Source organism: Streptomyces sp. NPDC057694 (assembly GCF_042799415.1).
Taxonomy (GTDB): Bacteria; Actinomycetota; Actinomycetes; order Streptomycetales; family Streptomycetaceae; genus Streptomyces.
The window spans coordinates 14,249-38,456 of sequence record NZ_JBHVIX010000031.1 but is presented as its reverse complement, the minus strand read 5'-3'; the positions used below and the strand labels follow the sequence as shown (position 1 = coordinate 38,456).

The window sequence follows — 24,208 nt, the reverse complement described above, 5'->3', positions numbered from 1 at the left end:
CGTACTTTCCGGGCCGACGCTCTGTGACGCGGACCGGCCCACCCCGAAACACGGACACCACGCGCGAAGAGTTCCGTCGCCCGCGCGAGGTGCCACCTACGCATTCTTGTTGGCGTTACCGGTTCGTGTCACTCGCCTGTGGATAACTGGCCGCGATATGTCGGGGCTTACGACCTTTTGAGCGGACGGCCGAGCGGCCGTCCGCTCTTTCGCCGGCTCAGGCGGGAGTGATTTCCCGCAGCCGGCCGGTCTTCACGTCGAAGACAAATCCGCGGATGTCGTCGGTGTGGAGCAGGAAAGGAGAGGTGCGCACCTTCTCTATCGACTGCCGCACGTCCTGGTCGACATCGCGGAAGCCCTCGACGGCCCAGCTCGGGCGCTGTCCGACCTCCAGCTCCAGCTCGTGCCGGAACTCCTCCGTGAGGGATTCCAGACCGCACGTCGTGTGGTGGATGAGCACCACGCTGCGGGTGCCGAGCGCCCGCTGGCTGATGGTGAGCGAACGGATCACGTCGTCGGTCACCACACCGCCCGCGTTGCGGATCGTGTGGCAGTCGCCCAGCTGGAGACCGAGCGCCTTGTGCAGGTCGAGACGCGCGTCCATGCACGCCACCACGGCGACGCGCAACACGGGGCGCGCGTCCATGCCGGGGTCGGTGAACGCCTCGGCGTACTGCCCGTTCGCCTCGACCAGGCGGTCCGTCACGGTGCCGTCGGCCGGTATGGCGCCTTCGGAGGGAAGGGATGCGGAAGTCGTCATGCTGACGACGTTACTGGTCACCGGGGTGCGTGGCCTGCTGTGAGAGGGGACAAAGAACGTCATCGAGCCTTGTTGTGAGCTAACCCACAGGGGGCGCACACCTCCTCCGAACAGGTGAATTCGGGGGAGATACGACTTCCTCGGGAAGCGGCCCGCGACGCGCAGGCCGGTTGATTGACCGGGGGTCACCGTGGACTAAAGTGACGCCGAACCCCATTAACGAAGCAACACGGAGATCCCGGCGCTGCCGGACACTCCCCGCGTGCGCGGCGCGTACGTACGGCTCGGCCTCCTCCCGCTCCGGTCGGCCGGCGTCACTTCCCCGGCGCCGACGGACCACCATCCCCTTCATGAGCGGGCGGGGACCCGGCAGTGCGTCCGCGCCGGCCGCCGGACCTGAGAGGGCCTCTTGAGTCAGCGACACGTCCCGGTCATGCTCCAGCGCTGCTTGGACATGTTGGCTCCCGCGCTCGCGCAGCCGGGCGCGGTCGTCGTCGACTGCACGCTCGGCCTCGGCGGCCACAGCGAGGCCCTGCTCTCCACGTTCCCCGCCTGCCGTCTCATCGGGCTCGACCGGGACAAGGAGGCGCTGCGCCTGTCGGGCGAGCGCCTGGCCCCCTTCGGTGACCGGGCCACCCTGGTGCACGCCGTCTACGACGAACTGCCCGAGGTCCTGGACCGGTTGGACATCCCGCGCGTCCAGGGCGTCCTGTTCGACCTCGGCGTCTCCTCCATGCAGCTCGACGAGGCCGACCGCGGCTTCGCCTACGCGCAGGACGCACCGCTCGACATGCGCATGGACCAGACGACCGGGATGAGCGCCGCCGAGGTCCTCAACACGTACGCGCCCGGCGAACTGGTGCGCATCCTGCGCCAGTACGGCGAGGAGAAGCAGGCCAAGCGCATCGTCTCGGCCGTCGTCCGCGAGCGCGAGAAGGAGCCGTTCAGCAACAGCGCGCGGCTCGTCGAGCTGATCAGGGACGCGCTGCCGCAGGCCGCCAAGCGCACCGGCGGCAACCCGGCCAAGCGCACCTTCCAGGCCCTGCGCATCGAGGTCAACGGCGAGCTGAGCGTCCTGGAGCGGGCCGTTCCGGCCGCGGTGAAGGCGCTCGCCGTCGGCGGCCGGATCGCCGTGCTGTCCTACCAGTCGCTGGAGGACCGCCTCGTCAAGCAGGTCCTCGCGGCAGGAGCGGCCACCACGGCGCCGCCCGGACTGCCCGTCGTCCCCGAGCAGTACCAGCCCCGTCTGCAACTGCTCACGCGCGGCGCCGAACTCCCCACGGAGGAAGAGGTCGCCGAGAACCGCCGGGCCGCCCCGGCACGGCTGCGGGGTGCGCAGCGGATCCGCGAGGACGTGAACGGATGACGGTCGAGTGAGGCACGCGCGCGTGGAGGGGTGGTCATGAGCGCCAAGAGTGACGCGCAAGGAACCAAGAACTCCCAAGGAGCCAAGGGCTCCCGCAGTTCCAGCGGCCCGCCCGGGGGACCACGCGGACGAGCGGCACGACTGGCGCGCTTCTTCCCCGTCGCGCCCTCCGGCGGCTCCCAGGCCGCACGCACGCCGTTCGTCCTTCTCGTCGTGCTGCTGCTCGGCGGCGGGCTCATCACCCTGCTGATGCTGAACTCCTCGCTCAACGAAGGATCGTTCAAGCTCACCAAGCTCAGGAAGCAGACCACCGAGCTCACCGACGACGAGCAGGAACTCCAGCGCGAGGTCGACTCCTACTCCGCGCCCGACGCCCTCCAGCGCCGCGCCCGCGAACTCGGCATGGTCCCCGGCGGCGACCCCGCGTTCCTGAACCCCGACGGCACCGTCCGCGGCCTGCCGAGCCCGGCCTCGCTGCCCGCACCGCCGCGGCAGCAGACGCCCCGCCCGCCGGAGACCGAGCCGACGGCCCCCGCCCCGAGCGCCACCCCGTCCGGCAGCCCCACGCCCGCCGCGTCGGCCTCCACCGAACCGCCCGGGCAGCCGGCACCGGGCACGTCGTCCGTGCGGCCCGCCACGCCCACCGCTCCCACCGTTCCCGCCCCTTCCAGCTCCGGCAGGTGACGCCATGACCGACAGGCAGCCCCCGCGCCGTCGCGTCCCGGGACCCGCGCGCCCCGTCAGGACCGCCAGGCCCGGAGCCCAGCGGCGCTCCGGCCCCGGCGCGCGCCCCGCCGCACGGCGCCCGCGCCCCGCCCGCCCCAAGGCCTCCGCCCCACTGCGCCTGGGCAGCCCGCGGCCCCGCCTGCGGATGGTGAGCCTGGGCCTCACGCTCGTCCTCATGGTCTTCACCGTGCGGCTCCTCCAGGTCCAGGGCGTCGACGCGAGCGCGTACGCGGCCAAGGCCCAGCTGAATCGCTACGTCAGCCACACGATCGCCGCCGAGCGCGGGCAGATCACCGACCGCGGCGGCGTCGCGCTGGCCTCGAGCGTGGACGCGTACGACATCACGGCCGACCCGACGATGTTCACCAGGAAGGTCACGAAGGTGCCGGACGCCCCCGAGCAGGCGGCGGCGCTCCTCTCACCGATCGTCGGGGTCGACACCGCCACCCTGACGAAGCGGCTGAAGACCAAGAACACCCGGTACGTGCGGCTCGCCGCGCGGCAGACGCCGCAGGTCTGGAAGCAGATCAAGGACCTCAGGTCGACCCTGACCGACAAGGCCAACGCCGAGGGCCGGGAGGCGAGCGTGCTCTCCGGCGTCCTCGCCGACCCCAGCAGCAAGCGCGTGTACCCCAACGGCGATCTCGCCGCCGGGATACTGGGCTGGGTCAACGCCGACGGCAAGGGCGGCGGCGGGGTCGAGCAGCAGCTCGACAAGCAGCTGTCGGGCAAGGACGGCAAGATCCGGTACGCGCAGTCCGGCGGCCGCCAGGTGCCGACCGCCGGCAGCACCGAGCAGCCCGCGGTGGCCGGCTCCGACGTCGAGCTGACCATCGACCGGGACATCCAGTGGGCCGCGCAGGACGCGATCACCGAGCAGGTCAAGAAGTCCGGGGCCGACCGCGGCTACGTGATAGTGCAGGACACGCAGACCGGCGAGGTCCTGGCCATGGCCAACGCTCCCGGCTTCGACCCCAACGACCTGTCGCACGCCAACTCGGCGGCGCTCGGCAACGCCGCGCTCCAGGACGCCTACGAGCCCGGCTCCACCGCCAAGGTCATGTCGATGGCGGCCGTCCTCCAGGAGAACGCGGCGACCCCGCTGACCCACGTCACCGTGCCCAACCGGCTGCACCGCGGCGACCGCCTCTTCCAGGACGACGTCGACCACGAGACCTGGCACCTCACGCTCAACGGCGTGCTCGCCAAGTCCAGCAACATCGGCACCATCCTCGCCACCGGCCAGCTCGGCAAGTCCCAGCCGGACGCCAACCGGACGCTCTTCTCGTACCTGCACAAGTTCGGCATCGGCTCGGCGAGCGGACTCGGCTTCCCCGGCGAGACGCCCGGCATCCTCGCCCCCGCCGACAAGTGGTCGACGTCGCAGCAGTACACGATCCCGTTCGGCCAGGGCTTCTCCATCAACGCGATGCAGGCGGCCTCCGTGTACTCGACCATCGCCAACGGCGGTGTACGGGTCGAGCCCACCCTGGTGCGCGGCTCCACCGGCGCCGACGGCAAGTTCGTCGCCGCGCCCAAGCCCAAGCAGACCCGCGTCGTCAGCGCGAAGACGGCGAAGACGGTCGCCCAGATGCTGGAGTCCGTCGTCGACGACGTCGAGGGCACCGGCACGGCGGCCCGGATCCCCGGCTACCGCGTCGCCGGCAAGACGGGCACCGCCAACCGGGTGGATCCCGCCACCGGCCGCTACAAGGGCTACACGTCGTCGTTCGCCGGGTTCGCGCCCGCCGACAAGCCGCGCGTCACCGTCTACTGCGCCATCCAGAACGCCACGAAGGGGAGCTACTTCGGCGGCCAGATCTGCGGCCCCATCTACAAGAAGGTCATGGAGTTCGCCCTCAAGACCCTCCAAGTGCCGCCCACGGGCGCCAATTCCGCGAAGCTGCCCGTCTCTTTCAAGCCATGACTGCAGGGAACCGGCCGGACCTGCCGTGACCATGATCACCCCACACAGTGAAGACAGCCTGAAGACCCCGTGACAACCATCACCCCCGATCCAGGGAACCAGCCCGCGCCACGCCCCTCGCTTCGCTCAGGGCGGGCCGGGCCCGGTACGCTCACCGCCGTGCCACACGCTGATCAGTCCCAAACCACCCAGAAGGGCGCACCCGTGACATATCCCGGGCCGCCGCGACCGGCCGAGGTCACCGCCGCACCCCTCGCGGAACTGGCCGGTCAGCTGGGCGTCGCCGCACCCCAGGCCGCCGTCGAGGTCACCGGCATCACCCATGACTCCCGTGCGGTGCGCCCCGGCGACCTGTACGCGGCCCTGCCCGGAGCCCGCGCCCACGGCGCCGACTTCGCCGCGCAGGCCGCGAGTCTCGGCGCCGTCGCCGCCCTCACCGATCCGGCGGGCGCCGACCGCGTCACCGCCGCGGGGCTCGCCGCGCTCGTCGTCGAGAACCCGCGCGGACGCATGGGCGAGCTGGCCGCCACCATCTACGGCCATCCCGGCCGGGATCTGCTGCAGATCGGCATCACCGGCACGTCCGGCAAGACCACGACCGCGTACCTGGTCGAGGGCGGCCTGAAGGAAGTCCGCTCCACCGGGCTCATCGGCACGGTCGAGATGCGCATCGGCGACGAGCGGATCAAGTCGGAGCGGACCACCCCCGAAGCCACCGATCTCCAGGCCCTGTTCGCGGTCATGCGCGAGCGCGGCGTCGACGCCGTCGCCATGGAGGTCTCCAGCCACGCCCTCGTGCTCGGCCGGGTCGACGGCTGCGTCTTCGACGTCGCCGTCTTCAACAACCTCAGCCCGGAGCACATGGAGTTCCACCGGGACATGGAGGACTACTTCCAGGCGAAGGCGCAGCTGTTCACGCGTGCGCGCAGCAAACAGGGCGTCGTGAACTTCGACGACGAGTACGGCCGCCGGCTCATCGACGAGTCCGCGTCCTCGGGGTATCCGGTCGTCTCCTTCTCCGCCGAGGGCCACCCGGACGCCGACTGGCGCGCCGAGGACGTCGAGGTCGGGCCGCTCGGCTCGACGCTGACCGTCGTCGGCCCCAAGGACGAGCGGATCACCGCCAGGGCGCCGCTGCCCGGCGCCTTCAACGTCGCGAACACCCTCGCCGCGATCGTCACCCTCGCCGTCGCCGGGATCGACCCGCAGACCGCGGCCGACGGCGTCGCCGCCGTGCCGGGCGTCCCCGGCCGCCTGGAGCGCGTGGACGCCGGGCAGGACTACCTCGCCGTCGTCGACTACGCGCACAAGACCGACGCCGTCGAATCCGTCCTCAGGGCGCTGCGCAAGGTCACCGAGAACAAGCTGCACATCGTGCTCGGCTGCGGCGGCGACCGGGACAGGACCAAGCGGATGCCGATGGGCGCCGCCGCCGCGCGGTTCGCCGACACGGCCATCCTCACCTCCGACAACCCCCGTGGCGAGGACCCCCTCGCGATCCTCGCGACGATGCTCGCCGGCGCCGCCGACGTGCCGGCCCACGAGCGCGGCGACGTCGCCGTCTTCGAGGACCGGGCCGCCGCCATCGCCGCAGCCGTCGCGCGCGCCGAGCCCGGCGACACGGTGCTCGTCGCCGGCAAGGGCCACGAGCAGGGACAGGACATCGCCGGGGTGGTGCGTCCCTTCGACGACCGCCTGGTGCTTCGCGAAGCCATCGAGCAAACCCAGGGATGAAGTTGTGATCGCCCTCTCCCTCGCCGAGATCGCCACAGTCGTCGGCGGGCAGACGTACGACATACCGGATCCGCGGGTCCGGGTCACCGGACCGGTGGTCAGAGACTCCCGTGAGGTGGAGTCCGGCAGCCTGTTCGCCGCCTTCGCCGGTGAGCGCGTGGACGGCCACGACTACGCCGCCGACGTGGTCGCCAAAGGCGCCGTCGCGGTCCTGGCCACCCGGCCCGTCGGAGTGCCCGCCATCGTCGTCGACGACGTCACGGCGGCGCTCGGCGCGCTCGCCCGGCACGTCGTCGCCCGGCTCGGCGCCACCCTCGTCGCGCTGACCGGCTCGGCCGGCAAGACCAGCACCAAGGACCTGATCGCCCAGGTGCTGCGGCGCAAGGCCCCCACGGTCTTCACGCCCGGCTCGCTCAACAACGAGATCGGGCTGCCGCTCACCGCCCTCTCCGCCACCGACGAGACACGCTTCCTCGTCCTGGAGATGGGCGCCCGCGGCATCGGCCACATCCGCTACCTGACGGACCTGACGCCTCCGAAGGTCGGCCTCGTCCTCAACGTCGGAACCGCCCACATCGGCGAGTTCGGCGGCCGCGAGCAGATCGCACAGGCAAAGGGCGAACTGGTCGAGGCCCTGCCCGCCGACGGCACCGCGATCCTGAACGCCGACGATCCGCTGGTGAAGGCGATGGCCTCGCGCACGAAGGCGAAGGTGCTCCTCTTCGGAGAGTCCGCCGAAGCCGAGGTCCGTGCCGAGAATGTCCGTCTCACGGAGAACGGTCAGCCCTCCTTCAGCCTTCACACACCCTCCGGGTGCAGCGAAGTGACCTTGCGCCTGTACGGTGAGCACCACGTGTCGAACGCGCTCGCTGCGGCCGCCGTCGCCCACGACCTTGGCATGTCCGTGGAGGAGATCGCCCTCGGGCTCTCCGAGGCGGGCACCCTGTCCCGCTGGCGGATGGAGGTCACCGAGCGCCCGGACGGCGTCACGATCGTCAACGACGCCTACAACGCGAACCCCGAGTCCATGCGCGCGGCTCTCCGTGCACTTGTGGCCATGGGCAAGGGGCGTCGTACGTGGGCGGTGCTCGGCCAGATGGCCGAGCTCGGCGACGACGCGCTGTCCGAGCACGACGCGGTCGGGCGGCTCGCCGTCCGGCTCAACGTCAGCAAGCTCGTGGCAGTCGGGGGCAGGGAAGCGTCCTGGCTGCGACTGGGCGCCTATAACGAGGGTTCGTGGGGTGAGGAGTCGGTGCACGTGTCCGACGCACAGGCGGCGGTCCACCTGTTGCGCAGCGAGTTGCGCCCGGGAGACGTCGTGCTCGTGAAGGCGTCCAGGTCGGTGGGCCTGGAGAGCGTTGCGCAGGCTCTCCTTGACGACGTACAGGGCGGGGCTGATGCCCGATGATGAAGCAGATTCTCTTCTCGGGTGTCATCGGTCTCTTCCTGACCCTGGTCGGCACCCCGCTGCTCATCAAGCTGCTGGCCCGCAAGGGCTACGGCCAGTACATCCGTGACGACGGCCCGCGCGAGCACCACGCCAAGCGCGGTACTCCGACCATGGGTGGTATCGCCTTCATCCTGGCGACGCTCATCGCGTACTTCCTCAGCAAGCTGATCACGGGCGCCGCCCCGACCCTGTCGGGCCTGCTCGTCCTCGGTCTGATGGCGGGCATGGGCCTGGTCGGCTTCCTCGACGACTACATCAAGATCGTCAAGCGGCGTTCGCTCGGTCTGCGGGCCAAGGCGAAGATGGCCGGACAGCTGATCGTCGGCATCGCCTTCGCGGTGCTCGCCATCAACTTCGCGGACGTACGCGGCAACACCCCGGCCTCCACCAAGCTCTCCTTCGTCGAGGACTTCGGCTGGACGATCGGCCCGGTGCTCTTCGTGGTCTGGGCGCTGTTCATGATCCTCGCGATGTCGAACGGCGTGAACCTGACCGACGGCCTCGACGGCCTCGCCACCGGCGCCTCCGTGATGGTCTTCGGCGCCTACACCTTCATCGGTGTCTGGCAGTTCCAGGAGTCCTGCGCCAACGCGCAGACCCTCACCAACCCGGGCGCCTGTTTCGAGGTCAGAGACCCACTCGACCTGGCGGTCGTGGCATCGGCACTCATGGGCTCCTGCTTCGGCTTCCTGTGGTGGAACACCTCACCGGCCAAGATCTTCATGGGTGACACCGGCTCGCTCGCCCTCGGCGGCGCCCTCGCCGGTCTCGCGATCTGCTCGCGCACCGAGCTGCTGATCGCCCTGCTGGGCGGCCTGTTCGTGATGATCACGATGTCCGTGGTCATCCAGGTCGGCTCGTTCAAGATGACCGGCAAGCGGGTCTTCCGCATGGCGCCACTCCAGCACCACTTCGAACTAAAGGGGTGGTCCGAAGTCCTTGTCGTGGTCAGGTTCTGGATCATCCAGGGCATGTGCGTGATCGTCGGACTCGGCCTCTTCTACGCCGGATGGGCAGCCAAGAAGTGACCTCCCCCTGGGCAGGCAAGAACATCACCGTCGCCGGTCTCGGCGTGAGCGGCCTCAGCGCCGCCCGCGCCCTGGCCGGCCTCGGCGCGTCCGTCACCGTCGTCGACGGCGGCGACAGCGAGACCCACCGCGAAAAAGCCGCTCTTCTTGAAGAAGCGGGGATTTCCGCACGTCTCGGCGACGCGGCCACGCTGCCCGAGGGCACCGAACTCGTCGTCACCTCGCCCGGCTGGAAGCCCGAGAGCCCGCTGTTCGACGCGGCACGCGCGCGCGGTGTCGACGTCGTCGGCGACGTGGAGATCGCCTGGCGACTGCGCGGCCCGAACGCCGCCCCCTGGCTCGCCATCACCGGCACCAACGGCAAGACCACGACGACGCAGATGCTCGCGTCGATCCTGGAGGCGGCCGGTCTGCGGACCGCCGCCGTCGGCAACATCGGTACGCCGATCATCGACGTCGTCCTCGAAGGGGACGACGCCTACGACGTGTTCGCCGTGGAGCTGTCCTCCTACCAGCTGCACTGGGCGCCGTCGCTGCGCGCCCACTCCGGCGCCGTCCTCAACCTCGCGCCCGACCACCTCGACTGGCACGGCTCCATGGAGGCGTACGCCGCCGACAAGGGCCGCATCTACGAGGGCAACCAGGTCGCCTGCGTCTACAACGTCGCGGACAAGGCCACGGAGAATCTGGTCCGCGAGGCCGACGTCGAAGAAGGCTGCCGCGCCATCGGGTTCACCCTCGGCACGCCGGGGCCCTCCGAACTCGGTGTCGTGGACGGCATCCTGGTCGACCGCGCCTTCGTCGAGGACCGGCAGAAGAGCGCGCAGGAGCTGGCCGAGGTCACCGACGTGAACCCGCCGGCCCCGCACAACATCGCCAACGCCCTCGCGGCCGCCGCCCTCGCCCGTTCCTTCGGCGTCGAGCCGCAGGCCGTACGGGACGGGCTGCGGAACTTCACGCCGGACGCGCACCGCATCGCGCACGTCGCCGACGTGGACGAGGTCGCGTACATCGACGACTCCAAGGCCACCAACACCCATGCGGCACAGGCGTCGTTGGCCTCGTACGAGTCCATCGTCTGGATCGCGGGCGGGCTCGCCAAGGGTGCCACCTTCGACGAGCTGGTCGCGGGCGCCGCGAAGCACCTGCGGGGCGCCGTCCTGATCGGCGCCGACCGTGGCCTGATCCGTGAAGCCCTGGAGCGACACGCGCCGGAAGTACCCGTCGTCGACCTCGACCGGACCGACACTGGGGCGATGTCGGCGGCGGTCCGGGAGGCAGCACGGCTCGCCCGCCCGGGGGACACCGTGCTGATGGCCCCGGCCTGTGCGTCGATGGACATGTTCACCAACTACAACAAGCGTGGCGAAGCGTTCGCGGAGGCAGTCCGCGAACTCGGCGCCACCAGCGTCTGAGGGGACCCACGGGTGCCCGGTGACGCCGGGCACCCTTCGGGAGGGGACGTGGCAGCGCAGACCGATCGCGGAACGGGGGTCCGTGATGGCCGGTAGCACCACCAAGCGTCCCGCCGCACCACCGCGCAGGACCAGCAAGGTCTACCGGGCCCGCGCCAACCCGCTGCGCCGCCTGTACTCCCAGGCCCGCCGCGCCTGGGACCGGCCGCTCACCGCCTACTACCTGATCCTCGGCTCCGCCCTGCTCATCACGGGCCTCGGCCTGGTGATGGTGTACTCGGCGTCGATGATCACGGCCCTGCAGATGGGCCTGACCGGTTCCTACTTCTTCCGCAAGCAGTTCGTCGCCGCCGTCCTCGGCTCGATCCTGCTGGTGCTCGCGATGCGGATGCCGGTGAAACTGCACCGGGCGCTCGCCTATCCCATCCTCGCCGTCAGCGTCTTCATGATGGCGCTGGTGCAGGTTCCGGGGATAGGAGTGTCGATCAACGGCAACCAGAACTGGATCTCGCTCGGCGGCCCCTTCATGCTCCAGCCCAGCGAGTTCGGCAAGCTGGCACTGATTCTGTGGGGCGCCGACCTGCTGGCCCGCAAGCACGACAAGCGGCTGCTGAACCAGTGGAAGCACATGCTGGTGCCGCTGGTCCCGGTCGCCTTCCTGCTGCTCGGACTGATCATGCTCGGCGGCGACATGGGCACCGCGATCCTCCTCACAGCCATCCTTTTCGGCCTTCTCTGGCTCGCCGGAGCGCCCACCCGGCTCTTCGTCGGGGTGCTCTCCGTCGCGGCCGCCATCGGCGTCATGCTCATCAAGACCAGCCCCAACCGCATGGCACGCCTGGCCTGTCTGGGACGGGCCGACGCGGGCCCCGACGACATGTGCTGGCAGGGACTGCACGGGATCTACGCCCTGGCCTCCGGCGGATTCTTCGGTTCCGGCCTGGGCGCCAGTGTGGAAAAATGGGGTCAACTTCCCGAAGCGCACACCGACTTCATCTTTGCCGTCACCGGTGAGGAACTGGGCCTCGCGGGGACGCTGTCGGTGCTCGCCCTCTTCGCGGCTCTAGGCTATGCGGGTATCCGCGTGGCCGGACGCACGGAGGACCCCTTCGTTCGATACGCCGCGGGTGGCGTGACGACCTGGATCACGGCGCAGGCCGTGGTCAACATCGGTGCGGTGCTCGGCCTGCTGCCGATCGCCGGTGTCCCGCTCCCGCTGTTCTCGTACGGGGGTTCCGCGCTGCTGCCGACCATGTTCGCCGTGGGGCTACTGATCGCGTTCGCGCGGGACGAGCCCGCGGCGCGGGCGGCACTCGCCATGCGGCGAACCTCGGGGGAGCGCGGGATGAGATGGAACACGATGCGACGGCGCGCTTCGGCGCGTACGTCCGGAGAGCGGTGAATTTCGGTGCATGTCGTACTCGCCGGTGGGGGGACCGCCGGCCACATCGAGCCGGCGCTCGCCCTCGCGGACGCCCTGCGCAGGCAGGACCCGAGCGTGGGCATCACGGCCCTCGGCACGGAGAAGGGGCTTGAGACACGGCTCGTACCCGAGCGTGGCTACGATCTGGCGCTGATCCCCGCCGTACCGCTGCCCCGCAAGCCCACCCCCGAGCTGATCACCGTGCCCGGGCGGCTGCGCGGCACCATCAAGGCCGCCGAGCAGATCCTGGAGCGGACCAAGGCGGACGCGGTGGTCGGTTTCGGCGGCTATGTGGCGCTGCCCGGCTACCTGGCCGCCAAGCGGCTCGGAGTGCCGATCATCGTGCACGAGGCCAACGCCCGGCCGGGTCTCGCCAACAAGATCGGTTCGCGGTACGCGGCCCAGGTCGCCGTCTCCACCCCGGACAGCAAGCTGCGGGGCTCGCGCTACATCGGCATCCCGCTGCGCCGCACCATCGCCATGCTGGACCGGGCCGCGGTGCGTCCCGAGGCCCGCGCCGCGTTCGGCCTCGATCCGAACCTGCCGACGCTGCTGGTGTCCGGCGGCTCGCAGGGCGCCCGGCACCTGAACGAGGTGGTCACGCGCGTCGCGCCGCTGCTCCAGCAGTCCGGCATCCAGATCCTGCACGTGGTCGGCCCGAAGAACGAACTGCCGCAGGTTCAGCAGATGCCGGGAATGCCTCCGTATATCCCGGTACCGTACGTGGACCGGATGGACCTCGCGTACGCCGCGGCCGACATGATGCTCTGCCGCGCGGGCGCGATGACCGTCGCTGAACTCTCCGCCGTCGGGCTCCCGGCCGCCTACGTCCCGCTGCCCATCGGCAACGGCGAACAGCGGCTCAACGCCCAGCCGGTGGTCAAGGCCGGCGGCGGTGTGCTGGTCGACGACGCGGAATTGACCCCCGAGTGGGTCCAGGGCAACGTCCTGCCCGTGCTCGCCGACCCGCACCGCCTGTTCGAGATGTCCCGCGCCGCGTCCGAGTTCGGTCGCAGGGACGCCGACGATCTGCTCGTCGGAATGGTGTACGAGGCGATCAACTCGCGTCACCAGTGACGTAGAAGGAGCGAGCGTGGCCGGATCGGCTGTGACGGACCGGGAGGACGCCGAGGCGCACGAGGCCGGCCCGCCCCCGCCCCGCTTCCGTCTTCCGAGCACGCGCACGCTCATCGTGACCGGGGTGCTGCTCGTCCTGATCGGGGCGGGCGGCACCTGGTCGCTCTACGGCTCGCAATGGCTGCGCGTGGAACGCGTCACGACTTCCGGAACCGATGTCCTGACGCCCGCCCAGGTGCGCGACGCGGCCGCCGTTCCGGTCGGCGCCCCGCTGATTTCCGTCGACACGGATGCCATTGCGGACCGGCTGCGCCAGAAATTGCCCCGAATTGACTCGGTTGATGTGGTGCGTTCCTGGCCGCACGGAATCGGGTTGAAAGTGACGGAACGCAAGCCGGTTCTGATTGCCGCCGAGGAACGAAATTCGGGCAAGTTCGTCGAAGTCGACCAAGAAGGCGTGCGTTTCGCGACGGTCGACAAGGCCCCGAAGGGCGTTCCCCGACTGGAATTGACGCCCGATCAGAAGGGCGCGTCGGCCAGTTTGCGCCGCTTCGGCCCCGAGCGGCTGACCCGGGAAGCGGTCCGTGTGGCGGGCCGGCTGCCTGCGGCGGTGGCGCACGACACCCGGACCGTCAAGGTCCGTTCCTACGACGACATCTCGCTCGAACTCACCGGTGGACGGACCGTCGTCTGGGGAAGCGGCGAGAAGAGCGCGCAGAAGGTACACGTTCTCGCCGCTCTCATGAAAGCCGCTCCGAAGGCACGGCACTTCGACGTGAGCGTTCCCACCGCCCCTGCCTCGGTGGGGAGTTGACGAGCATCAGCGCAGGCCAGCACCCTGGTTGGGCAGCGCTACGGCTGATCACATAGGGTGAAAAGAAAAACGGGAGGTTCGGCGTGTTCGTTGAACGGGCGCCACTTGTCGACTTAGTGTCAGGTTCGGAAGAGTCCAGGGAACAGACACACTGGTAACCCTAAACTTCAGCGTTAGGGTTCGGGTCGGCAGCCGACTAGTAGTCAACTAGTCGTCCGGACCGCCCCAATTCGGCATCAGTCGTCGCAGCGCAGAAGGCGAGCGACGACACGTAACTCGAGGCGAGAGGCCTTCGACGTGGCAGCACCGCAGAACTACCTCGCAGTCATCAAAGTCATCGGTGTCGGCGGCGGTGGTGTCAATGCCATCAACCGGATGATCGAGGTCGGTCTCAAGGGCGTCGAGTTCATCGCCATCAACACCGACGCGCAAGCCCTGTTGATGAGCGACGCGGACGTCAAGCTCGACGTCGGCCGTGAACTCACCCGCGGACTCGGCGCCGGAGCCAATCCGGCCGTCGGCCGCAAGGCGGCCGAGGACCACCGCGAGGAGATCGAGGAGGTCCTCAAGGGGGCCGACATGGTCTTCGTCACCGCCGGTGAAGGTGGCGGCACCGGCACCGGCGGCGCACCCGTCGTGGCCAACATCGCGCGCTCGCTCGGCGCCCTCACGATCGGCGTGGTCACCCGCCCGTTCACCTTCGAGGGACGGCGCAGGGCGAACCAGGCGGAGGACGGCATCGCCGAGCTCCGCGAAGAGGTCGACACCCTCATCGTCATTCCGAACGACCGGCTCCTGTCCATCTCGGACCGGCAGGTCTCCGTCCTCGACGCCTTCAAGTCGGCGGACCAGGTCCTGCTCTCCGGTGTCCAGGGCATCACCGACCTGATCACCACCCCGGGTCTGATCAACCTCGACTTCGCCGACGTCAAGTCCGTGATGTCCGAAGCCGGTTCCGCCCTCATGGGCATCGGCTCGGCCCGCGGCGACGACCGCGCGGTGGCGGCGGCCGAGATGGCGATCTCCTCGCCGCTCCTGGAGGCGTCCATCGACGGCGCCCGCGGCGTGCTGCTCTCCATCTCCGGCGGCTCGGACCTCGGTCTCTTCGAGATCAACGAGGCCGCGCAGCTGGTCAGCGAGGCCGCGCACCCCGAGGCGAACATCATCTTCGGCGCCGTTATCGACGACGCCCTCGGCGACGAGGTGCGGGTCACCGTGATCGCCGCAGGCTTCGACGGCGGACAGCCGCCGGCCAAGCGGGAGAACGTGATCAGCTCGTCCTCGGTCAAGCGCGAGGACCCGGCCGCGGCGGCCCGTGCCGCGTCGGCCCCCGAGCCCTCGCGCCCGACCTTCGGCAGCCTCGGCAGCGTCACGCCCCGCGAGGAGCTGAAGCCGGAACCGGCCGAGACGCCCGCCCCGGTGAACGAGGCGCCGACGGCCCCGGTCGCCCCGCCCCACGTGCCCCGGCCGTCCTACCCGGACAGCCAGGCCGAGGAGCTGGACGTCCCGGACTTCCTGAAGTGACCCCGGGAATCTCGGACCATTGAAGTGATAGGACAGCTCGACGCCGTGACCACGGCGTCCTCGGCAAGCGGCGCGCATTTCGCCTTCACCGACCGGTGGGGCGGGGTGAGCGCCGCTCCGTACGAGGAGCTCAATCTCGGCGGGGCGGTCGGCGACGACCGTGACGCCGTGCTCCGCAACCGGGAGCTGGCCGCCGGCGCGCTCGGCCTCGAACCGTCCCGGGTCGTCTGGATGAACCAGGTGCACGGGCCCGATGTCGCGGTGGTGGACGGGCCCTGGGCCACGGACGCCGACATCCCGAGCGTCGACGCCCTGGTCACCGTGCGGCCCGGCCTCGCGCTCGCCGTGCTCACCGCGGACTGCACGCCGGTCCTGCTCGTGGACCCGGTCGCCGGAGTCGTTGCCGCCGCACACGCGGGACGCCCCGGCATGGTCGCGGGGGTCGTACCGGCCACGGTCGAGGCGATGATGAAGCTCGGCGCGGAGCCGGACCGGATCGTCGCCCGCACGGGGCCCGCGGTCTGCGGGCGCTGCTACGAAGTCCCCGCCGATATGCGCGCCGAGGTCGCCGCGATCGAGCCGGCGGCGTACGCCGAGACCAGTTGGGGCACTCCGGCCGTCGATGTGACCGCCGGTGTGCATGCGCAACTCGAAAGGCTCGGGGTGCGTGACCGGCGCCGATCGCCGGTGTGCACGCTGGAGTCGCACGACCACTTCTCGTACCGCCGCGAGCGCACCACCGGGCGTCTCGCAAGCTATGTCTGGCTGGACTGAAACGACATGACGGACCTTCAGGTGCGTACCGAACAACTCACCACGAACCTGGCCCAGGTGGAGGAACGTATCTCCACCGCTTGCGCCGCGGCAGGGCGCAAGCGCGAGGACGTCACCCTCATCGTGGTCACCAAGACCTACCCCGCGAGCGATGTCCGGATCCTGTCCGGGCTCGGTGTGCGGCACGTGGCGGAGAACCGCGACCAGGACGCGGCGCCTAAGGCGGCCGAGTGCGCGGACCTCCCGCTCACCTGGCACTTCGTGGGTCAGTTGCAGACCAACAAGGTGCGTTCTGTGGCGGGTTATGCCGATCTGGTGCAGTCCGTGGACCGGGCGAGGCTCGTCACGGCGCTCTCGAAGGAAGCGGTACGTGCCGAGCGCGAGCTGGGATGCCTGATCCAGGTCGCGCTCGACGCGGAGGAGAACGGCCGGGGCGAGCGCGGAGGCGTCGGGCCCGGTGGAGTCGAGGAGTTGGCCGCACGCGTGGCCGAGGCGCCGGGGCTGCGGCTCGACGGACTGATGACCGTCGCGCCGCTCACCGGGGACTACGCGGGACGGCAACAGGCGGCGTTCGAGCGCCTCATGGATTTGTCGACTGCCCTGCGCGCGGCCCATCCGGCTGCGAACATGGTCTCGGCAGGGATGAGTTCGGATCTCGAGCAGGCTGTGGCGGCCGGAGCGACACATGTGCGCGTCGGTACGGCGGTCCTCGGTGTCCGGCCGAGGCTCGGGTAACGTCGCCAAGAAGTCGGACCACAGCAGAAAATATGGTCATTCTCGCTGATGGGCGGGGAGATCGAGTGGATCGCGGGCACTTTGGTTGACGTCAGCCGATCCACCACAGAGCGGAGGACTCAGAGCATGGCCGGCGCGATGCGCAAGATGGCGGTCTACCTCGGCCTCGTGGAGGACGATGGGTACGACGGCCGGGGGTTCGACCCCGACGACGACTTCGAACCCGAGCTCGACCCGGAACCCGAGCGTGACCGTCGACGGCATGAACCGTCGCATCAGTCACACAGTGCGCGTTCAGTGATCGAAGAGGACGAACCGGTACGAGTGGTGCAGCCGCCCGCTCAGCGTGAGCCGGCCCGTCAATCGGCTTCGCTCGGCGCTGAATCGGGACGTCCGGCACGAATCGCCCCCGTGGCATCCATCACACCTGAACGTCAGAGCTTGGAGAAGAACGCACCGGTGATCATGCCCAAGGTCGTGTCCGAGCGGGAGCCCTACCGCATCACCACGCTGCACCCCCGGACCTACAACGAGGCCCGTACCATCGGGGAACACTTCCGCGAGGGCACTCCGGTGATCATGAATCTGACGGAGATGGACGACACCGACGCGAAGCGACTTGTCGACTTTGCCGCCGGTCTCGTCTTCGGTCTCCACGGAAGCATCGAGCGGGTGACTCAGAAGGTGTTCCTGTTGTCGCCTGCTAACGTCGATGTCACGGCGGAGGACAAGGCCCGCATCGCAGAGGGCGGGTTCTTCAACCAGAGCTGAGACGCAGCACTAGTTCAACGACTAGCTCAGTACTAGTCATGAGGCACGAGTCACAGGGGAGAGGGAACCACCGACATGGGCGTGGTTTTGGATGTGGTCTACATCGCGCTGATGTGTTTCCTCATCGTGCTGATCTTTCGGCTGGTCATGGACTATGTCTTCCAGTTCGCCCGCTCGTGGCAACCCGGCAAGGCGATGGTGGTCGTTCTGGAGGCCACCTACACTGTCACTGATCCACCGCTCAAGCTTCTGCGGCGGTTCATTCCGCCGCTGCGTCTCGGGGGCGTGGCGCTCGACCTGTCCTTCTTCGTACTGATGATCATCGTCTACATTCTGATCACTGTCGTGAGCGGCCTGTGAGCGCGATGTCAACTACGGTCTTGCCGAATGCCGACGACAACGTTGAGGTGAAGAGATGCCGCTGACCCCCGAGGACGTGCGGAACAAGCAGTTCACGACCGTCCGCCTCCGAGAAGGCTATGACGAGGACGAGGTCGATGCCTTCCTCGATGAGGTCGAAGCCGAACTGACCCGTCTCCTGCGTGAGAACGAGGATCTGCGCGCCAAGCTGGCCGCTGCTACGCGCGCCGCCGCGCAGAACCAGCAGCAGGGTGGTATGCGCAAGGGTCCTGGCGGCCCGGGTGGCCCCGACGGTCCGGGTGGTCCCGGTGGTCCCGGTGGTCCGCAGGACCAGCAGGGTCCCCCGCAGGGCATGCGAGGCCCGGGCGCTCCGGTGCCTGCCGGGATATCGGGCCCGCCGCAGCAGCAGATGGGCGGCCCCATGGGCGGTCCGCCGCAGCTGCCGAGCGGTGCCCCGCAGCTTCCGGCCGGTCCGGGTGGCCACGGTCCGCAGGGCGGCCCGCAGGGTCCCGGCCCGATGGGCCAGGGTCCGATGGGTCAGGGTCCGATGGGCCAGCAGCCGCAGCTCGGCGGCCCGATGGGTGGCCCCATGGGCCACGGTGGTCCGCCGCAGATGCCGCAGCCCGGTCAGGGCCCCGGTGGCGACAGCGCCGCCCGTGTCCTCTCGCTGGCCCAGCAGACCGCCGACCAGGCGATCGCCGAGGCCCGCTCCGAGGCCAACAAGATCGTCGGTGAGGCTCGCAGCCGCGCCGAGGGTCTCGAGCGTGACGCCCGTGCCAAGGCCGACGCCCTGGAGCGGGACGCGCAGGAGAAGCACCGCGTCGCGATGGGCTCCCTGGAGTCCGCCCGCGCCACGCTGGAGCGCAAGGTCGAGGACCTGCGCGGCTTCGAGCGCGAGTACCGCACGCGTCTGAAGTCGTACCTGGAGTCCCAGCTGCGTCAGCTGGAGTCCCAGTCCGACGACTCGCTGGCTCCGCCGCGCACCCCGGCCGCCGCCTCGCTGCCGCCGTCCCCGGCGCCGTCGATGGCTCCCGCCGGTGCCGGTGCCCCGTCCTACGGTGGCAACCAGGGCATGGGTGGCAACCCGTCCGCCGGTGGCCCGTCGTACGGCGGCCAGCAGCAGATGTCGCCCGCGATGACGCAGCCGATGGCTCCGGTGCGGCCGCAGGGTCCGCAGCCGATGGGACAGGCTCCGTCGCCGATGCGCGGGTTCCTCATCGACGAGGACGACAACTGAACCCGGTTGTAGCGCCCTAGAGGCGTCGGCGTTCATTCAGGCCTCGGCCCGGATCGTTTCTGCGATCCGGGCCGAGGTCTTTGTGTTCCGCGGCTTCCGGGGCAGTGGGGGTGCTGTCTCGGGGCTCCGCCCCGGACCCCGCTCCTCAATCGCCGGAGGGGCTTGAATGTGGTGCCGGAGGGACTCGACAGGGCCCCCGGAGAGGGCGCGCATACGCCGGAGGGGCCCGACAGATGTCGGGCCCCTCCAGAGGTCGTGTGCTTACGCCTTGCGCAGGCGGAACTCCAGGCTCAGGCCCTCGTCCGTGAACGGGGTGCCGTATGCGGTGTCCGCCTCGCCCTGGGCGAAGTCCGTCGCCAGGACCTCGTCGGCGATCAGGCCGGAGTGCTCGGACAGGGCCGAGATCACGGCCGGGTCCGTGGACGTCCAGCGCAGCGCGATGCGGTCAGCGACGTCCAGGCCGCTGTTCTTGCGGGCCTCCTGGATCAGGCGGATCGCGTCACGGGCCAGGCCCGCCTGGCGCAGCTCCTCGGTCAGCTCCAGGTCCAGGGCGACCGTGGCGCCCGAGTCGGAGGCCACCGACCAGCCCTCGCGCGGGGTCTCGGTGATGATGACCTCGTCGGGGGCCAGGTCGACCTTCTCGCCGTCGACCTCGACGTACGCCGTGCCCTCGCGCAGGGCGAGGGAGAGCGCCGCCGCGTCCGCGTTCGCCACGGCCTTGGCGACGTCCTGGACGCGCTTGCCGAAGCGCTTGCCGAGCGCCCGGAAGTTCGCCTTGGCGGTCGTGTCGACCAGGCTGCCGCCCACCTCGGAGAGCGAGGCCAGCGACGAGACGTTCAGCTCCTCCGTGATCTGCGCGTGCAGTTCGGGGGAGAGGGTCTCGAAGCCGGAGGCGGCCACCAGCGCGCGGGACAGCGGCTGACGCGTCTTGACGCCCGACTCCGCGCGCGTGGCGCGGCCCAGCTCGACCAGGCGGCGCACCAGCGCCATCTGGACGGACAGCTCCGGGTCGACGGCCGACAGGTCGGCCTCCGGCCACGACGACAGGTGGACCGACTCCGGGGCGCCCGGGGTGACCGGGACGACCAGGTCCTGCCAGACCCGCTCCGTGATGAACGGCGTGAGCGGCGCCATCAGCTGGGTGACCGTGACGACCACCTCGTGCAGGGTGCGCAGCGCGGCCTTGTCGCCCTGCCAGAAGCGGCGGCGCGAGCGGCGCACGTACCAGTTCGACAGGTCGTCGACGAACGCCGACAGCAGCTTGCCGGCGCGCTGGGTGTCGTACGCCTCCAGGGCCTTGGTGACCTCGCCGGTGAGCTGGTGCAGCTCGGACAGCAGCCAGCGGTCCAGGACGGTGCGCTCGGCCGGGGCCGGGTCCGCCTCGCTGGGCGCCCACTCGGACGTACGGGCGTACAGGGCCTGGAAGGCGACCGTGTTCCAGTACGTGAGGAGCGTCTTGCGGACGACCTCCTGGATGGTGCCGTGGCCGACGCGGCGGGCCGCCCACGGGGAGCCGCCGGCCGCCATGAACCAGCGCACCGCGTCCGCGCCGTGCCGGTCCATCAGCGGGATCGGGTCCAGCGTGTTGCCCAGGTGCTTGGACATCTTGCGGCCGTCCTCGGCGAGGATGTGGCCGAGGCACACGACGTTTTCGTAGGACGACTTGTCGAAGACCAGGGTGCCGATCGCCATCAGCGTGTAGAACCAGCCGCGGGTCTGGTCGATGGCCTCGGAGATGAACTGCGCCGGGTAGCGGGACTCGAACAGTTCCTTGTTCTGGTACGGGTAGCCCCACTGCGCGAACGGCATCGAGCCCGAGTCGTACCAGGCGTCGATGACCTCCGGCACGCGCGTCGCCGTCGCCGAGCAGCCCTCGTGGGCGCAGGGGAACGTGACGTCGTCGATGTACGGGCGGTGCGGGTCGAGCTGCGACTGGTCGGTGCCGGTCAGCTCCGACAGCTCCGCGCGCGAGCCGACACAGGTGAGGTGGTTCTCCTCACAGCGCCAGATCGGCAGCGGGGTGCCCCAGTAGCGGTTCCGGGAGAGCGCCCAGTCGATGTTGTTCTGCAGCCAGTCGCCGAAGCGGCCGTTCTTGACGGTCTCCGGGAACCAGTTGGTCTTCTCGTTCTCCTGAAGGAGGCGGTCCTTGACGGCCGTGGTGCGGATGTACCAGGACGGCTGCGCGTAGTAGAGGAGCGCGGTGTGGCAGCGCCAGCAGTGCGGGTAGCTGTGCTCGTACGGCAGGTGCTTGAAGAGCAGACCGCGGTCCTTCAGGTCCTCGGTGAGCGCCTCGTCGGCCTTCTTGAAGAAGACGCCGCCGACCAGCGGGACCTCGGGGGAGAACGTGCCGTCCTGGAGCACCGGATTGACCATCGGCAGGCCGTACGCCTTGCAGACCTTGAGGTCGTCCTCACCGAAGGCGGGGGACTGATGGACCAGACCCGTGCCGTCCTCGGTCGTCACGTAGTCGGCGTTGACCACGAAGTGGGCCTCGGCCGGGAACTCCACGAGCTCGAACGGGCGTTGGTACTTCCAGCGCTCCATCTCGGCGCCGGTGAAGGACTCGCCGGTGGTCTCCCAGCCCTCGCCGAGCGACTTCTCGACCAGAGGCTCGGCGACGACCACCTTCTCGTCGCCGTTGGTCGCCACGACGTAGCGGACCTCGGGGTGGGCGGCGACCGCCGTGTTGGACACCAGGGTCCAGGGCGTCGTCGTCCACACCAGGAGCGAGGCCTGGCCCGCCAGCGGACCGGAGGTGAGGGGGAAACGGACATAGACCGAGGGGTCGACGACCGTCTCGTAGCCCTGCGCCAGCTCGTGGTCGGAGAGGCCGGTGCCGCAGCGCGGGCACCAGGGGGCGACACGGTGGTCCTGGACCAGCAGGCCCTTGTTGAAGATCTCCTTCAGCGACCACCACACCGACTCCACGTACGCGGGGTCCATGGTGCGGTACGCGTCGTCGAGGTCGACCCAGTAGCCCATGCGGGTCGTCAGGTCGGTGAAGGCGTCGGTGTGCCGGGTCACGGACTCCCGGCACTTGTCGTTGAACTCGGCGATGCCGAACGCCTCGATGTCCTTCTTGCCGGTGAAGCCGAGCTCCTTCTCGACCGCCAGCTCCACGGGGAGGCCGTGGCAGTCCCAGCCGGCCTTGCGCGCCACGTGGTAGCCACGCATGGTGCGGAAGCGGGGAAAGACGTCCTTGAAGACGCGGGCCTCGATGTGGTGGGCACCCGGCATGCCGTTGGCCGTGGGCGGGCCCTCGTAGAACACCCACTCGGGGCGCCCTTCGGACTGCTCCAGGCTCTTGGCGAAGATCTTCTGCTCGCTCCAGAAGTCGAGCACAGCGTGCTCGAGGGCGGGCAGGTCGACCTGGGCTGGCACCTGGCGGTACTGCGTCATCAGTCTTCCTCCGGCGGATCTGCCTTCTTCCGTCGGAGGGACGAGAGCCTGTCGCCACTTCCGTGCGACGTACGCCGTGTGCGGCGCGCTCCCGCGGTACCACCCTCCTTGGCCCTCCGGGGCGTGGTGCGCTCCGGCGAGCCCCCTCATTGGGGTCGCGATGCCGGGTCTAGCGGCCCGTGGAACTGGTCCTGGGCGTTCTTCCGGCGGCTCCGGGGTGATCTTCGCGTCGCGCTCGCCCCCGGGCTTCCACCGACCCCGGGTCGCTCCTGGCTGCGTACGCCGCTACTCGTCCCCATCCATGCTTCTCGCTGCGCCCAGTGTACGGCGCCGGGGAAGGGGAGGCCGACCGGTTTTCCTGGGGTCCGCGGCGGGGCCGGACGGCCGTGCCGGGTGACCCGAATGCCGACACGCGCGCGGGCGGGTCCCGGACGGCCGGTCGGCGGGTGCGGCGTGGGCGGGCGGCGGGCGGATTACCAGGCGGGGAGCTGGGCACAACGCTTGCAGGTTCGTCGCGCGGCGGTCGCCGGACCGTTGCGCGGGGGGTGTGCCGGGGCGGATGTCCCGTTGCCGCGGGCCCGGAGTCGATTTATCGTCCCAGCACGATTCGCGAGCAAGATCACAATTTGTGAAGGGGCCGCGGCCATGGTGGCGAAAAAGACCGCCGTTCAGCAGTCGACGTCCGACAGACCGACGGGCTCGGGTGCCTCCGGCGGAGCGGCCCGTGCCACTGCCTCCGGCGGGGCCGGGAAGGACGTGGGGGGCAAGAAGAGCACCCGGTCGACGACGACCGGCAAGGCGACCGGCAAGGCGACCGAGGCGGCGAGCGGGAGAGCCGCGCCGGCCAAGAGCGCCGCCGAGAAGGACGCGCCCGCGAAGAGCACGAAGAGCACCAAGAGCGCGGCGCCGGCGAAGAAGACCACGAAGACCACGAAGAGCGCGGCGAGTACGGCGAGCGCGGCGAAGAAGACCGCGTCCGCGAAGAGCGCTGCCGCGAAGGCGCAGGGCAGCGGGAGCCGGGCCGCGAAGAGCGCGACGAAGAAGGCGGTCGCCTCCGCGGCCGAGGACGCGGCCGAGGCCGCGAAGACGACGGGAGCCACGACGGTGGTTGCGAAGAAGACTCAGGGGACGGCCACGGCGGCCAAGAAGCCCGAAGCGGTTCCCAAGGCGCGGGGGGCCGCCGCCGAACCCGGCGAGCTGGCCGTCCGGCCCGGCGAGGAGCCCTGGACCCCGGACGAGGTCGCGGAGGCGCGCGCCGAGCTGCAGAGCGAGGTGCTGCGGCTCGGCAGCGAGATCGCCACGGCCGAGGAGGGCCTCGCCGGTCTGATGCGGGACTCCGGGGACGGCGCAGGGGACGACGACGCCGACACGGGCACGAAGAACATCACGCGCGAGCACGAGATGGCGCTGGCGGCCAACGCGCGCGAGATGCTCATCCAGACCGAGCGGGCGCTGGAGCGGCTCGACGCCGGCACCTACGGACTCTGCGAGAACTGCGGGAACCCGATCGGCAAGGCACGGATGCAGGCCTTCCCGCGGGCGACCCTGTGTGTGGAGTGCAAGCAGAAGCAGGAGCGGCGCTACTGAGCGTCGGCAGCCTTCGCACAGTCGTCGCGCAGCCAGGAAGCAGCCGGGTCGCGGCCGTACCGTCCTCGTACGGCCGCACACGTGTGCCGTACTCTCGTCCC

The 24,208-nt window shown here is 70.1% G+C and carries 19 protein-coding genes; 17 read left to right on the top strand and 2 right to left on the bottom strand.

Annotation, left to right across the window (positions count from 1 at the left end):
• Positions 1–217: 217 nt before the first annotated feature.
• Positions 218–823 carry a beta-class carbonic anhydrase gene (locus ACFVDP_RS38910; protein WP_383500848.1) on the bottom strand — a complete coding sequence of 202 codons (606 nt, stop codon included), beginning with the start codon at positions 821–823 and terminating at the stop codon, positions 218–220.
• 346 nt (positions 824–1,169) lie between these two features.
• Here ACFVDP_RS38910 and rsmH point away from each other — a divergent pair, with 346 nt between their 5' ends.
• From rsmH to ACFVDP_RS38830, 16 genes are all read left to right on the top strand, one after another.
• Positions 1,170–2,126, top strand: coding sequence for a 16S rRNA (cytosine(1402)-N(4))-methyltransferase RsmH (gene rsmH, locus ACFVDP_RS38905; RefSeq protein WP_383500844.1), 957 nt, complete (start codon positions 1,170–1,172; stop codon positions 2,124–2,126).
• Positions 2,127–2,162: 36 nt separating this feature from the next.
• Complete coding sequence (locus ACFVDP_RS38900; RefSeq protein ID WP_383500840.1) at positions 2,163–2,810, top strand: septum formation initiator family protein; 648 nt, start codon at positions 2,163–2,165, stop codon at positions 2,808–2,810.
• Between the two features lie 4 nt (positions 2,811–2,814).
• Positions 2,815–4,779, top strand: a complete 1,965-nt coding sequence (locus tag ACFVDP_RS38895; protein ID WP_383500837.1) for a peptidoglycan D,D-transpeptidase FtsI family protein — start codon at positions 2,815–2,817, stop codon at positions 4,777–4,779.
• Positions 4,780–4,848: 69 nt separating this feature from the next.
• Positions 4,849–6,513 (top strand): UDP-N-acetylmuramoyl-L-alanyl-D-glutamate--2,6-diaminopimelate ligase, encoded by a 1,665-nt coding sequence (locus ACFVDP_RS38890; RefSeq protein WP_383500834.1) that lies wholly within the window; start codon positions 4,849–4,851, stop codon positions 6,511–6,513.
• 4 nt (positions 6,514–6,517) lie between these two features.
• Entirely contained in the window at positions 6,518–7,921 is a 1,404-nt protein-coding gene (gene murF, locus ACFVDP_RS38885) for a UDP-N-acetylmuramoyl-tripeptide--D-alanyl-D-alanine ligase (protein ID WP_383500832.1), read from the top strand.
• On the top strand, positions 7,918–8,991 hold the full coding sequence (mraY, locus tag ACFVDP_RS38880) for a phospho-N-acetylmuramoyl-pentapeptide-transferase (protein ID WP_383500830.1): 1,074 nt from the start codon (positions 7,918–7,920) through the stop codon (positions 8,989–8,991). Before murF ends, mraY begins: the two co-directional genes overlap by 4 nt.
• Positions 8,973–10,406 carry a UDP-N-acetylmuramoyl-L-alanine--D-glutamate ligase gene (gene murD, locus ACFVDP_RS38875; RefSeq protein WP_383500827.1) on the top strand — a complete coding sequence of 478 codons (1,434 nt, stop codon included), beginning with the start codon at positions 8,973–8,975 and terminating at the stop codon, positions 10,404–10,406. The genes mraY and murD overlap by 19 nt, the downstream gene beginning before the upstream one ends.
• Positions 10,407–10,491: 85 nt before the next feature.
• Positions 10,492–11,808, top strand: coding sequence for a putative lipid II flippase FtsW (gene ftsW, locus ACFVDP_RS38870; protein WP_383500824.1), 1,317 nt, complete (start codon positions 10,492–10,494; stop codon positions 11,806–11,808).
• A gap of 6 nt (positions 11,809–11,814) precedes the next feature.
• The gene (murG, locus tag ACFVDP_RS38865) at positions 11,815–12,906 is read left to right on the top strand and encodes an undecaprenyldiphospho-muramoylpentapeptide beta-N-acetylglucosaminyltransferase (protein ID WP_383500821.1); all 1,092 of its coding nucleotides are present in this window, start codon (positions 11,815–11,817) and stop codon (positions 12,904–12,906) included.
• A 16-nt stretch (positions 12,907–12,922) separates the two neighbouring features.
• Positions 12,923–13,720 (top strand): cell division protein FtsQ/DivIB, encoded by a 798-nt coding sequence (locus tag ACFVDP_RS38860; protein WP_383500818.1) that lies wholly within the window; start codon positions 12,923–12,925, stop codon positions 13,718–13,720.
• A gap of 297 nt (positions 13,721–14,017) precedes the next feature.
• Complete coding sequence (gene ftsZ, locus ACFVDP_RS38855) at positions 14,018–15,244, top strand: cell division protein FtsZ (protein ID WP_383500816.1); 1,227 nt, start codon at positions 14,018–14,020, stop codon at positions 15,242–15,244.
• 24 nt (positions 15,245–15,268) lie between these two features.
• On the top strand, positions 15,269–16,018 hold the full coding sequence (gene pgeF, locus ACFVDP_RS38850; protein WP_383500813.1) for a peptidoglycan editing factor PgeF: 750 nt from the start codon (positions 15,269–15,271) through the stop codon (positions 16,016–16,018).
• Between the two features lie 6 nt (positions 16,019–16,024).
• Entirely contained in the window at positions 16,025–16,753 is a 729-nt protein-coding gene (locus tag ACFVDP_RS38845; RefSeq protein ID WP_383500810.1) for a YggS family pyridoxal phosphate-dependent enzyme, read from the top strand.
• A 126-nt stretch (positions 16,754–16,879) separates the two neighbouring features.
• Complete coding sequence (locus ACFVDP_RS38840; protein WP_383500807.1) at positions 16,880–17,524, top strand: cell division protein SepF; 645 nt, start codon at positions 16,880–16,882, stop codon at positions 17,522–17,524.
• Positions 17,525–17,599: 75 nt separating this feature from the next.
• A complete protein-coding gene (locus ACFVDP_RS38835; protein ID WP_353942048.1) occupies positions 17,600–17,884 on the top strand; it encodes a YggT family protein in 285 nt (94 codons plus the stop codon).
• A 55-nt stretch (positions 17,885–17,939) separates the two neighbouring features.
• Positions 17,940–19,121, top strand: coding sequence for a DivIVA domain-containing protein (locus tag ACFVDP_RS38830; protein WP_383500803.1), 1,182 nt, complete (start codon positions 17,940–17,942; stop codon positions 19,119–19,121).
• A gap of 261 nt (positions 19,122–19,382) precedes the next feature.
• Here ACFVDP_RS38830 and ileS read toward each other — a convergent pair whose 3' ends face one another.
• Entirely contained in the window at positions 19,383–22,520 is a 3,138-nt protein-coding gene (ileS, locus tag ACFVDP_RS38825) for an isoleucine--tRNA ligase (RefSeq protein WP_383500801.1), read from the bottom strand.
• A 645-nt stretch (positions 22,521–23,165) separates the two neighbouring features.
• Here ileS and ACFVDP_RS38820 point away from each other — a divergent pair.
• A complete protein-coding gene (locus ACFVDP_RS38820) occupies positions 23,166–24,107 on the top strand; it encodes a TraR/DksA family transcriptional regulator (RefSeq protein WP_383500798.1) in 942 nt (313 codons plus the stop codon).
• Positions 24,108–24,208: the final 101 nt, after the last annotated feature.